An 11,925-nucleotide genomic window follows, 5' to 3' on the forward strand; every position below is an offset into this window, starting at 1 on the left:
TGGAGGTATACTTCATGGCTATCCGCAACATTGTAAAAGAGGGCGACCCCATCCTGAACAAGGTCTGCCGCCCCGTGACCAACTTTGACGACCGTCTGGCCACCCTGCTGGACGATATGCGCGAGACGATGATCGCCGCCGACGGCGTGGGCCTCGCAGGCCCGCAGGTGGGGATGCTGCGCCGCGTCTTCGTGGTGTGGGACACCACCGACGCCCCGGAGGAGATTCCCGAGAACTACGAGTACAAGTTCATCGACTTCGTCAACCCGGAAATTCTCGCCGTGTCTGAGGACGAGGAGACTGCCTACGAGGGCTGCCTGTCCTTCCCGGGCCACAACGGCGCCGTGACCCGCCCCGCAGCCGTCAAGGTCCGCGCACAGGACCGGAACGGCGAGTGGTTCGAGCTGGAAGCCGAGGGCCTGCTGGCCCGCTGCATCCAGCACGAGAACGACCATCTGGACGGCATCACCATCATGGAGTCCAGCGAGTTCTTCTATGAGGACACCGAGGAGGGCCGCGCCGCTGCCGCCAAGAAGAAGGAGAACGACTGATGCGCATTCTGTTCATGGGGACGCCGGATATTGCGGCGGACTGCCTGAAAGCCCTGTATGAGGCGGGCCACGACATCTGCGCGGTCTACACCCGGCGCGATAAGCCCGTGGGCCGCAAGCAGGTGCTCACCGCACCCCCGGTGAAGGAAGTGGCGCTGGCCCACGGCACCCCCGTCTTTCAGCCCCGCACCCTGCGGGACGGCGGCGAGGACGAGAACATCCGCGCGCTGGCTCCTGAGCTCATCGTCGTGGTGGCCTACGGCTGCATCCTGCCGAGATCGGTGCTGGAAGCGCCGAAATACGGCTGCATCAACCTCCACGTCTCCCTGCTGCCGAAATACCGGGGCAGCGCCCCCGTGCAGTGGGCGGTGCTGAACGGCGACGCCGAGACGGGCGTCTCCATCATGCAGATGGACGAGGGCCTCGACACCGGCGACGTGCTGGCCTGCGAGAAGATTGCCATCGACCCCGAGGAGACCAGCGGCCAGCTGTTCGACCGGGTCACTGCCGTGGGCGCACGGGTGCTCTGTGAGACCCTGCCTGCCATCGCAGCTGGTACGCTCAAGGCAGAGCCTCAGGCCCACGAGAACGCTTCCACCGCCCCCATGCTGAGCAAGGAGATGGCCCAGTTCCATCTGACCGACAGCGCCGACCACATCCACAACTGGGTGCGGGGCATGAACCCGTGGCCCGGGGCATGGTTCGTGACGGCGGGCGGCAAGAAGGTCAAGGTCATGGAGTGCCGCGTCGCGGAAAGCCACGGCGAAGCCGCTGGCACTGTCCTCGCCACCAAGCCCCTGACCGTGGCCTGCGGTGAGGGCGCTGTCCAGCTTTTGCACGTCGTGCCGGAGGGCAAGAAGCCCATGGACGGCACCTCCTTCGCCGCCGGTCTTCGCCTCAAGGCGGGGGACAGCCTGTGAGCGGCCCGAACCCCCGCGCGGCGGCGGTGGCGGCGCTGGTGCGGCAGGAGCAGGACGGGTTTTCGAACCTCATCCTCGACGCAGAGCTGCGCCGCCAGAAGCTGGAAGGCCGCGATAAAGCATTTGCCAGCGCGATATTTTACACCGTGCTGGAACATCAGGGGACGCTGGACTATATCCTGAGCCAGTTTTTGCCCAAAGGGCTTGCCAAGCTCGACCCGCAGGTGCGGGAAATTCTCCGCGCCGCGCTGGCGCAGGCCCGCTATATGCAGGTGCCTGCTTCGGCGGCGGTCAATGAAGCCGTCAAGCTGACCCGCACCTTCCGAAAAGCCAGCGCCTCCGGCCTCGTGAACGCCGTGCTGCGCCGGGCCATCGGCTATGACCTCGGCTCTGCCGTCTTCGCCGACGAGGTGGAGCGGCTGATGGTGCTGGGCTCGGCGGGCCGGGACGTGGCAGCGTTCCTCCACGAACACTACCCCGACGAGGCGCTGGACATCCTGACCCACACCGCCGACGGCGGCCTGACCAGCCTCCGGGCCAACCCCCTGAAAGGGACGCCGGAAGCCCTCTGCGAAAAGCTGCTGGCCTCGGGCGCGAAGACCGCCGCCCCGGGCCTCCTGCCGGGCAGCGTCTTAGCCCGCTTCGAGGGGAGTCCGGCGGAGAGCGGGCTTTTCCGGGACGGATATTTCCACGTGGAGGGGCAGGCCAGCCAGCTTGCCGCCCTCTGCGTGGAGGCAAAGCCCGGCGATACCGTCCTCGACCTCTGCGCCGCCCCCGGCGGCAAGAGCCTGCTCCTCATCGAGGAGATGCAGGACGAAGGGCGGCTGGTGAGCTGCGACGTCAGCGAGAACCGCGTCCAGCTGATCCGAAAGGCCGTGGAGCGGATGGGGTTTGCCCACGTGGAGCCCCGCGTCTCCGACGGCACCAGACCGGACGCCGACCTGCCCATGGCGGATGCCATTTTGGTGGACGCCCCCTGCAGCGGCCTCGGCATCCTCGCCAAGAAGCCGGACATCCGCTACAAGACCCTCGAAAAAGCGCGTCACGATGAATTATTGGCCACCCAGTCGGCCATTCTGGATACAGCCGCCGCCCACCTGAAAGAGGGCGGGCGTCTGGTCTACTCCACCTGCACCATCGACCCTGCCGAGAACGAAGAGCAGGTGCGGGCCTTCGTGGGCCGACACCCGGAATTCCGGGTGGTGACGCCGGACATCCGCTTCCCGGCCGGGATGACGGTGGGGGACTGGGGTGCGCTTTCCGTCCCCACCCGCACCGGCATGGACGGCTTTTTCCTCTGCGCGATGCAGAAACGTGATTCCTGACAAAAGGAGATTTTCATGGAGACTAAACGCTGTATATCCTCCCTGACGCTGGAACAGCTGACAGCGGAGCTGAAAGCGATGGGCCAGCCCGGCTTCCGGGCCAAGCAGATCTTCCACTGGGTCCACCAGAAGCTCGTGACCGACTTTTCGGCCATGACCGACCAGCCCAAAGCCCTGCTGGCAAAGCTCGAGGAGGCATTTTACATCGCCGCGCCCATCATCGAGCGGCGGCAGGAGGCCAAGGACGGCACCGTGAAGTACCTGCTGCGGATGGCCGACGGCAACTGCATCGAGACCGTCGTCATGCGCTACCACTACGGCAACACGGTCTGCGTGTCCACTCAGGTGGGCTGCCGGATGGGCTGCCGCTTCTGCGCCTCGACCCAGGCGGGCCGGGTGCGCAACCTCGAGGCGGGCGAGATATGCTCCGAAATTTACACCGCCCAGAAGGACATCGGGGAGCGCATCTCCCACATCGTGCTGATGGGCATCGGGGAGCCGCTGGATAATTTCGACGAAGTCATGCGCTTTCTCGAGAATATCTCGTCCCCCGAGGGCGTGAACATCGGGATGCGGAACATCAGCCTCTCCACCTGCGGCCTCGTGCCGAAGATCGACCAGCTGGCCGAGAAGAAGCTCCAGCTCACCCTCTCCGTCTCTCTCCACGCCCCCAACAACGACATCCGCAGCGGCATGATGCCCGTGAACGACGCCTACCCCGTGGAGGTGCTGATGCAGGCCGTGCGTCGGTATCAGGAGACGACGGGCCGGAGAGTGAGCTTCGAATACTCCATGGTGCGGGGGGTCAACGACTCCGACGCCTGTGCTAAGCAGCTGGCCGACCTTATCCGGGGGATGGGCGCTCACGTCAACCTCATCCCCATCAACCCGGTGGACGGCAGCCCTTATTCGGCTACCGACGCCGCCAACGTCCGGCGCTTCCAGCAGAAGCTGGAAAGCCTCGGCGTCAACGCCACCGTCCGCCGCCGTCTGGGCAGCGAGATCAGCGCCGCCTGCGGCCAGCTCCGCCGCGACGAGATGAACGGCAAAGTTTGAGAAGGAGAATCCTATGAAACTTGCAGGAAAAACAGACGTCGGCAGCGTCCGCCCCGAGAATCAGGATGACTACCGGGCAGGTGAGCTGAACAGCGACGCGGCCTGGGGCCTCGTGTGCGACGGCATGGGCGGTGCGCGGGGAGGCCGTGAGGCTTCCGTGAGCGCCTGCGACGTCATCGAGCACAGCTTCCACGAGCAGTACGCCCAGTGCCTGCCCGGCGACGAGGAAAAGTTTTTGACGCGGGCGCTCATCAACGCCAACCGCTTCGTCTTCCAGAAAGCCTCCCGGGAGGAGGAGCTGGCGGGCATGGGCACCACGGCGGTCTGCGCCCTCGTGCGGGGCGGCAACGCCTTTATCTGCCACGCAGGCGACTCCCGGGCCTATCTCGTCCGGGACGGCAGACTCACCCAGCTTACCCACGACCACTCCTACGTGCAGGAGCTGGTGGACTGCGGCACCATCACCGCCGAGGAAGCTGAGCATCACCCCCAGAAGAACATCATCACCCGGGCGCTGGGCGTGGACTACCGCCTCGACCCCGAGTTCACCAGCGTGCCGGTGCAGAAGGGCGATATGATTTTGCTCTGCACCGACGGCCTCACCAACGTCCTGCCCAAGGAAAAGATCGAAGAGATCTTCACGAAGGGCGGGTTCTACGACATCCCCGACCGGCTGGTGGACGCCGCCAACGCGGGCGGCGGCCCCGACAACATCACCGCGCTGCTGCTGGGCGTGGAGCCGCTGGAGGTGAAGCATGGATAATCTCATCGGCAAGACGCTGGACGGGCTCTACACCATTCAGGAGCTCATCGGCGCAGGCGGCATGGCCAACGTCTACAAGGCCGTGGTCTCTGCCCCCGGCGGGCCTGTGCCGGAAGGCACGGTGGTGGCCGTCAAGGTGCTGCGTCAGGAGCTGATGCATGACGCCGACCTCGTCCGCCGCTTCAAGAACGAGTCCAAGGCCATCTCCCTGCTCAACCACCCCAACATCGTCAAGGTCTACGACGTCTCCGTCGGCGAAAACTTACAGTATATCGTGATGGAGTGCGTGGAGGGCATGACCCTCCGGGAGTACCTCAACGAGCGGGGCGGCAAGATCACCAGCCGGGAGACCGTCCATTTCATCGCCCAGATCCTCCGCGCCCTCGACCACGCCCACCGCAACGGCGTCGTCCACCGGGACATCAAGCCCCAGAACATCATGCTGCTGGACAACGGCCAGCTGCGGATGATGGACTTTGGCATCGCCCGCATCTCCCGGGCCGAGAACCAGATACAGAACGGCAAAAAGGCCATGGGCAGCGTCCACTACATCAGCCCCGAACAGGCGAAGGGGGAGGAGACCGACCCCAAGAGCGACATCTACTCCGTGGGCGTCATGATGTACGAGATGCTCTCGGGCAGGCTACCCTTCGACGCCGACGACATGGTGGAGGTGGCCCGCAAGCAGATCCGGGACACCCCGAAGCCGCTGGCAGAGCTTGCCCCGGACGTACCGCTGGGCCTCGTGCAAATCACGGAACGCGCCATGGCGAAGCTGCCGGTCAACCGGTATTCCAGCGCCGCAGAGATGCTGGGAGCACTGGACGCCTACGTGCAGGACCCCTCCGTCACGTTCCAGTATCAATATGTAAAGGAAGAACCTGAAAAGGTGGTGAATGACCCCATGCCGCAGAAACGCAGCATCCGCAGACCCCCGGAGAAACCGGCGGCGAATCCCGCCCGCCCCAAGGCCAGAGCGAAAAAGAAGAAGCGCAGCGCCTTTATGCCGGTGCTGCTGGGCATCACGACGGCCTTTGCGCTGGCCTGTGCGGCCCTGTGCTGGACCATCCTGAACGATTCCAGCAACATCATGACCAAAAGCGACGACATCGTGCTGAGCGATTTCAGCGGCATGACGCAGGACGAGGTGAACGCCTCTGAGCAGGTGGCCTCCGGTCAGGTGGTCGTCAACTGGGAAGAGGAGTACAACAACGACTACGCCGCAGGCTATGTCTACAAGCAGTCGCCGGTGGCGGGCCGCACCGTCCGCGAGGGCCAGAGCGTGACCCTCACCGTCAGCCTCGGCATCCACTACGTCACCGTCCCCGACCTGACCAACTACGTGCAGGCCGACGGCGAACAGCAGCTGAAGGACCTGGGCGTGTCGGTGCTGGTCACTCAGGCCGTGGATGAGTCGGTGGCCGCAGGCTCCATCATCCGCACCGACCCCGCCGCAGGCAGTCAGGTGGCCGCAGGCACCACGGTGGTGATCTACGTCAGCCGCCCGCAGGTGGCCACCACCACCAAAGTCCCCAGCCTCATCGGCATGAACGTGAACGACGCCCGTACCCTGCTGGTGCAGCGGAAACTGGGTCTGGGCAGCCAGACGGAGCAGTACAGCGACCAGCCCGTGGGCAGCATCATCAGCCAGAACCCCGGCGAGGGCGCATCGGCCAAGCTGAACACCCGCGTCAGCGTCGTGGTCAGCGCAGGCCCTGAGCCTGCACCGGAACCCGAAGCACCCAGCGAGAGCACCGCCAGCAGCGACGGCTCTGGCGGCTGGTTGGGCGGCCTCTTCGGGGGCAGCAGCTCTTCCAGCGAGAGCACCGGCGCCAGCTCGTCTTCTTCCACCGGCGGCGGTCTCAGCGACTGGTGGACGTCCTGGCTGGGCTAAAGGAGTAGGTATGACAGGTTATATCACAAAAGGCATCGGCGGATTTTATTACGTTAAGACGTCGGAAGGCATCGTGGAGTGCAAGCCCCGGGGCATCTTCCGCAAGCAGAAGATCACCCCCGTGGCGGGCGACGTGGTGACGCTGGAGACCGAGAACGGCGCGGCGGTCATCGCGGGCATCGCACCCCGGCGGAACGTCTTCGTCCGCCCGCCCATGGCGAACCTCGATGTGCTGTTCCTCGTGGCAAGCACCACCCAGCCCACCCCCAGCACCCTCGTGCTGGATAAGCTCTCGGCCATCGCGGTGGACAAGGGCGTCCAGCCCGTCATCGTCTGCACCAAAAGCGACCTCGCCGAGGCGGAGTTTCTGCGCAGCGCCTACGAAAAATCGACCCTGCCCTTCATCCGCATCGACTACGCCACCGGCGAGGGTCTGGACGACATCAAGCACTGGATCAATGGCCGTCTCTGCGCCTTCTGCGGCAACTCCGGCGTGGGCAAATCCACCCTGCTGAACGCCCTCCTGCCCGACGTGGAGCGTCAGACCGCCGCCATCAGCCAGAAGCTGGGCCGTGGCCGTCACACCACCCGCGAGGTGACCATCTTTGAAGCCTTCGGGGGCCGCATCGCCGACACCCCGGGCTTTGCCAGCCTCGAGGCCAGCCGGGCGGGCTTCATCCCGAAAGAGGGTCTGGAACATGCCTTCCCGGAGTTCGGGCCTTACCTCGGCGCGTGCCAGTTCACCGGCTGCTCCCACCGCTCCGAGAAGGGCTGCGCCGTCCGCGCCGCCCTCGCGGAAGGCAAGCTCTCCCAGACCCGCTACGACAGCTACTGCGCCATGTACGATGAGGTCAAGGATGTGAAGGAGTGGCAGAGGAGGGGATGAACCTCTCCGTCACGGTGGAGCTGTCCGTAGTACAACCTCTCCGTCATCGCTGACGCGATGCCACCTCTCCTTGTAGGAGAGGCCTTGGCAGTCCCCGCAAAGTGAACGGTTTCGCCAGAGGCTCCCCTACTAGGGGAGCTGTCGAACGGAGTGAGACTGAGAGGTTGTACTAAGACGGGCCTTGCTTACGAGTCCTGCCCTGTAAACTTTCTGCACAGCGCTTGACTTTTGCGGGGAATCGCATATACTAAAGATGGGATTGTGAGAAGATTCCATTGGTTTCACTAAAAAAGAAAAGCCCCCAAGGAGTTGCCGCTCCCAGGGGGCTTTCCATTTAGTCGGGCTTACGGTCCTTGTCGAGTCTGTCAAGCCACTTACAGATATAATGTGAAATTATATTTGCCACGGCAGACTCCAAGATTGTGAGAATATGGATCATTGGTTTCACCTCCCTTCCCAAGTGAGATGGGCGGGATGAACCGCAGAACCAGTATACCATAAACATCGACAAAAAGATACAGAAAAAGACACTGTGTTATCATACTTCCCAGAAAGAAGGAATCCCATGTCCCGCTGTGTTATCATTTCCGCCTGCCCGGTCAGCGCCTCGCTGGCGTCGGCCCTGCGGCCCGGCGACACCATCATTGCCTGCGACGCGGGCTACCGCAACTGTGGGCCGCTCCACTGCCGCCCCGACATCATCGTGGGCGACTTCGACACCGCGCCCTGCCCGGCACAGGAGGGCGACGACACCATCATCCTGCCCCACGTCAAGGACGACACCGACACCGAGTACGCGGCAAAGCTGGCCTCCGAGAAGGGCTTCGACGAGGCGCTGCTGCTGGGTGTACTGGGCGGCAGACGCCTCGAGCATACGCTGGCCAACCTCTGCACCGGCCTCGGCCTCGAACAGCGGGGCGTCCGCGCCACGCTTCTGGACGAGCGCAGCCGCATCACCTTCGTGATGCCCGGCGAGACCCGCCGCTACCCTAGGAATGAGTATTTCTACCTCTCGGTCTTCCCGATGGAGGGCAGGGCAGAGGGGGTCTCGGAGCGGGGCTCCTTCTACGAGCTGACCGACGCCGTCCTCACCGCAGGCTACCCCCTCGGCGTCAGCAACGAGTATGCCGATGGCTCCGACTGCATCACCATCTCCACCCAAAAGGGCGCGCTGGTGGTGGTGGAGACGGTGCCGGACGGGCCGATCTTGAGCTGAACCGGAACATTCCGGGCGCGGGACGCCTATAATGGCGTATCAAGCGACGAAAGGTGGTCGGCTCTATGCAGGTGGTCGTTCTCAAAAGCCCCAAGTGCCTGAGAGGCTTGCTCCGGAGGCTGTTTGGCATAAAAAAGGAGAGAGAAGAGTGAAGTGTGATTTCAACCAGGCGGATGCCATGCAGGCCGCAGCAGATGACGATGTGCTGGCCTCTTCGCTGAAGCTGATGGACCGTAACAAGCACGTGTATGAGGAACTTGCAAAATGAAAGCAGCAGGCTTGTAAACTTTCTGTGCAACGCTTGACTTTTGCGGGGAATGGCATATACTAAAGATGGAATTGTGAGGATATTCCATTCGGTACACCAAAAAGAAAAGCCCCCAAGGAGTTGCGACCTCCCCGGGGGCTTTCCGTTTAGTCGGGCTTGCGGTCCTTGTCGAATCTGTCAAGCCACTTGCAGATGTAATGCGACATTACATCTGCTACGACAGACTCCAAAATCGTGAGGATATGAATCATCAGGTACACCTCCCTTCCCAAGTAAGATGGGCGGGATGAACCGCAAAACAAGTATATCATAAACTTCGGCAAAAAGATACAATAAAAGCAACGCCCCCAAGGAGCGGCAACTCCCCGGGGGCTTTCCATCTGCCATGGTTAAATTTTACCCCCTTCGGAGCAACTGCCCCGAGGGGGTTTTTCTCTTTTTCTGCGCAGAAATACGCAGAAAGCTTGCGTTGACTGCACAACCTTTCATAGTTATAATAAAAGCAACAAAACAACTTACGAAAGGAGTTTTTATGCAGAAAAACATGACCGACCGCACCCCGGGCAGCTACGACGACTTCGTGGCCTACCTCGGCACGGTGCGCACCGAAGAGGAGCTGTTCTCCCGGCTGACCTACTGGTTCGCCGGGCAGGACCGCCCCGAGGACGTCCTCAGCCGCTCCGAGCTGGTGGAGGCGAGGGCGAAGGAGCTGGGCTTCTGGCAGGGCCTGACCTTCCGAATGGAGCGCTGGCTGGCCGACGGCAAGAGCGAGCTGGAAGCGGTGGGCCGGGAGGAGTTCCAGAGCCGCATCGCCGAGGACTATGCCGCCTACCGGGAAAAGGCCGACGCGGCCCGGGCGCGCTTCCGGGACCGCCGCCGCGCCGCGCCCCTCAGCTTCACCCCCGACTGCCTCGAGAACGTCCCCATCCAGAACGTGAGCTGGCTGGTGGATGGGCTGCTGCCCATGGGGGAGGTGTCGCTTCTGGGTGCCGACGGCGGCACCGGCAAGGGCATCTGGCAGGCCCAGCTCATTGCGTATGTCACGGCGGGCCGGACCTCCGGCTTCTTCCCCCAGCCGCCGGAGAAGACCGGCAGCGTCCTCCTTTTTTCCGGCGAGGACGACCCCGGCAAGGTGCTCAAAGCCCGCCTGACGGCGGCAGGGGCCGATATGAGCCGGGTGATGGTGGTCACCAGTGACGCCTATTTTGCCCGCACCGGCAGCCCGCTCTGCATCCCGGACACGAGCTTTGCAAAGTACGTGGGGAAGGCCGCGCCCGCCCTCGTCATCATCGACCCGCTGCAGAGCTTTCTGCCTGCGGGGGTGGAGATGGCCAGCCGCAACCAGATGCGCAGCGCCCTGCTGCCCCTCAAAGCCCTCTGCGCCAGGCACGGCTGCGCGGCCCTCATCTCGATGCACACCAACAAGCGCGCCAACGTCTCGGGCCGCGCCCGTCTGGCCGACAGCTCCGACATCTGGGACATCGCCCGCAGCGTCCTCATGATGGGCCGCGACAAGAACAGCGAAAAGCTCTACCTCAGCCACGAGAAGAGCAGCTACTCCGCCCCGGCCCGGACGGCCCTGCTCCACATCGAGCAGGCGCAGGTGGAGGGCGTCACGACGGCGGTGGCCGTCTTTGACAGCCGCACCGACAAGAAGGACGCCGACTTCGTGGAGGAGCGCCGCGTCCGCACCGCCCAGACCAAGGAGGATACCGCGCAGGCCATCCTCAACGTGCTGGCCGAGAGCAAGCTGGGGAGTATGCCCAGCACCCAGCTGAGGGCAGAGGTGATGAAGGAGATGGGGTGCAGTGATAGGACATATATCCGGGCGTATGGCAACCTTATCAAATCAGGCGAGATTATAAAGAAGAATATTCGCCAACAAGATGGAAAAAATCAATGGTACTCATTCCTCTACTGTAGTGAAACAAGTGGCAAAGTTCCTATAAATTAAATGATATATCGTTCAATGTTGATTGTTTGCCAACATGGCAAAGTTCTCCTGATTGGCAAACTACCTACTTTGCCAGCAAACCTTAAGTTTGCCAACGTGGCAAAGTTCGATTTATGACGATGAATCGATGATATTTTGGAACTTTGCCAGATACCCCGCCCCTCTCGGAGCAGCCGTATTTCCCGAAACCTGCGTGAATCGCCCCAAAACCTGCGCGAATGGCCGTTGCAGCTGCGGCGGGAGACGGGTTATAATGGAAGTATCAAAAACACCACAGTGAACGGAGGATACGACCATGAAACTGAAAAAGCTCCTTGCCCTCGCCCTTGCGGGCGTGCTGATGCTGGCCCTGCTCACCGGCTGTTCCGGCGGTGCCAGCGGGACAGAAGAGGACAGGCTCGTCGCGGTGGGCGTCGCCGACATCTTCAAGCGTATCTACCCAAACACCGAAGTCTCTTACGGCGTCCCCGCGCTGACCCGCACCATCCGGCCCGCGTTCACCCCGGACTGGTTCCAGAAGGACGGGGAGGGGAACATCATCTACCTGAAGAGCGACTTCCCCATAGACGCCGGTCAGACGCTGGAAGGCTTCCTGCAAGACAGCCTGAAAGCCTACGAGCAGAGCAATTTCGTGAGCTTTGTTGCTTTCGACTCCACCGGGATGAGCGCCCTTCAGCAGGTAGAGCGGTTCTCCAGCGGTGCGCCGGTGGTCGGGGTGTACTATAAAGATGTGTCGCCCACGGTCAATACCAAGCTGCGTGTCGGCGTCTGCCATAAGACCGTCGAGGGCCGGGAATACTGCTTGGTGGTCATTGTCCGGGCCTGATGATGCGCTTGTAAACTTTCTGCGCAACGCTTGACTTTTGCGGGGAATCGCATATACTAAAGATAGTAAAGGCAATTACTGATTCATCGTCCCACGGAAAGAAAACCCCCTCCCGGAGCTGCAATCTCCGAAAGGGGGTCCTTTTTAGTGCTTACGGCCCGTCAGCCATCCGTCAAGCCACTTGCAACGGCGACGACCGCCGCCAGTGGCGGAAACAGGGAGGAGCTGTTGGGGCCGCGGCCAGCAGGATGCGAGCGGCAGCGAAG

10 protein-coding genes are annotated in these 11,925 nt (G+C 62.7%); all 10 read left to right on the forward strand.

Going from position 1 to position 11,925, the window contains the following annotated elements:
• The first annotated feature begins 14 nt into the window (after positions 1 to 14).
• The 10 genes from def to AAAU26_RS14485 all read left to right on the forward strand — a co-directional run bounded on the left by def (position 15) and on the right by AAAU26_RS14485 (position 11,659).
• Positions 15 to 551, forward strand: a complete 537-nt coding sequence (gene def, locus AAAU26_RS14440) for a peptide deformylase (protein WP_149793466.1) — start codon at positions 15 to 17, stop codon at positions 549 to 551.
• Positions 551 to 1,471: a methionyl-tRNA formyltransferase gene (gene fmt / locus AAAU26_RS14445; RefSeq protein ID WP_227618539.1), complete on the forward strand. Its 921-nt coding sequence runs from the start codon at positions 551 to 553 to the stop codon at positions 1,469 to 1,471. The genes def and fmt overlap by 1 nt, the downstream gene beginning before the upstream one ends.
• On the forward strand, positions 1,468 to 2,796 hold the full coding sequence (rsmB, locus tag AAAU26_RS14450) for a 16S rRNA (cytosine(967)-C(5))-methyltransferase RsmB (protein ID WP_227618535.1): 1,329 nt from the start codon (positions 1,468 to 1,470) through the stop codon (positions 2,794 to 2,796). The genes fmt and rsmB overlap by 4 nt, the downstream gene beginning before the upstream one ends.
• A 15-nt stretch (positions 2,797 to 2,811) precedes the next feature.
• Complete coding sequence (rlmN, locus tag AAAU26_RS14455) at positions 2,812 to 3,852, forward strand: dual-specificity RNA methyltransferase RlmN (protein ID WP_158394543.1); 1,041 nt, start codon at positions 2,812 to 2,814, stop codon at positions 3,850 to 3,852.
• A gap of 13 nt (positions 3,853 to 3,865) precedes the next feature.
• Positions 3,866 to 4,615 (forward strand): Stp1/IreP family PP2C-type Ser/Thr phosphatase, encoded by a 750-nt coding sequence (locus tag AAAU26_RS14460; RefSeq protein ID WP_227618533.1) that lies wholly within the window; start codon positions 3,866 to 3,868, stop codon positions 4,613 to 4,615.
• Positions 4,608 to 6,509 (forward strand): Stk1 family PASTA domain-containing Ser/Thr kinase, encoded by a 1,902-nt coding sequence (gene pknB, locus AAAU26_RS14465; protein WP_227618531.1) that lies wholly within the window; start codon positions 4,608 to 4,610, stop codon positions 6,507 to 6,509. Before AAAU26_RS14460 ends, pknB begins: the two co-directional genes overlap by 8 nt.
• 10 nt (positions 6,510 to 6,519) lie before the next feature.
• On the forward strand, positions 6,520 to 7,395 hold the full coding sequence (gene rsgA / locus AAAU26_RS14470; RefSeq protein WP_227618528.1) for a ribosome small subunit-dependent GTPase A: 876 nt from the start codon (positions 6,520 to 6,522) through the stop codon (positions 7,393 to 7,395).
• Positions 7,396 to 7,960: 565 nt separating this feature from the next.
• Positions 7,961 to 8,611: a thiamine diphosphokinase gene (locus tag AAAU26_RS14475; protein WP_227618525.1), complete on the forward strand. Its 651-nt coding sequence runs from the start codon at positions 7,961 to 7,963 to the stop codon at positions 8,609 to 8,611.
• Positions 8,612 to 9,411: 800 nt separating this feature from the next.
• The gene (locus tag AAAU26_RS14480) at positions 9,412 to 10,833 is read left to right on the forward strand and encodes an AAA family ATPase (RefSeq protein ID WP_227618524.1); all 1,422 of its coding nucleotides are present in this window, start codon (positions 9,412 to 9,414) and stop codon (positions 10,831 to 10,833) included.
• 295 nt (positions 10,834 to 11,128) lie between these two features.
• The gene (locus AAAU26_RS14485; RefSeq protein ID WP_227618523.1) at positions 11,129 to 11,659 is read left to right on the forward strand and encodes a hypothetical protein; all 531 of its coding nucleotides are present in this window, start codon (positions 11,129 to 11,131) and stop codon (positions 11,657 to 11,659) included.
• Positions 11,660 to 11,925: the final 266 nt, after the last annotated feature.

The sequence above is a fragment of the Faecalibacterium longum genome, assembly GCF_040094125.1.
Taxonomy (GTDB): domain Bacteria; phylum Bacillota; class Clostridia; order Oscillospirales; family Ruminococcaceae; genus Faecalibacterium; species Faecalibacterium longum.

Excerpts from the sequence above, each read along its gene's own strand:
- def (WP_149793466.1), top strand. The coding sequence starts at position 15 with ATGGCTATCCGCAACATTGTAAAAGAGGGCGACCCCATCCTGAACAAG.
- fmt (WP_227618539.1), top strand. The coding sequence starts at position 551 with ATGCGCATTCTGTTCATGGGGACGCCGGATATTGCGGCGGACTGCCTG.
- rlmN (WP_158394543.1), top strand. The coding sequence starts at position 2,812 with ATGGAGACTAAACGCTGTATATCCTCCCTGACGCTGGAACAGCTGACA.
- AAAU26_RS14460 (WP_227618533.1), top strand. The coding sequence starts at position 3,866 with ATGAAACTTGCAGGAAAAACAGACGTCGGCAGCGTCCGCCCCGAGAAT.
- pknB (WP_227618531.1), top strand. The coding sequence starts at position 4,608 with ATGGATAATCTCATCGGCAAGACGCTGGACGGGCTCTACACCATTCAG.
- rsgA (WP_227618528.1), top strand. The coding sequence starts at position 6,520 with ATGACAGGTTATATCACAAAAGGCATCGGCGGATTTTATTACGTTAAG.
- AAAU26_RS14475 (WP_227618525.1), top strand. The coding sequence starts at position 7,961 with ATGTCCCGCTGTGTTATCATTTCCGCCTGCCCGGTCAGCGCCTCGCTG.
- AAAU26_RS14480 (WP_227618524.1), top strand. The coding sequence starts at position 9,412 with ATGCAGAAAAACATGACCGACCGCACCCCGGGCAGCTACGACGACTTC.
- AAAU26_RS14485 (WP_227618523.1), top strand. The coding sequence starts at position 11,129 with ATGAAACTGAAAAAGCTCCTTGCCCTCGCCCTTGCGGGCGTGCTGATG.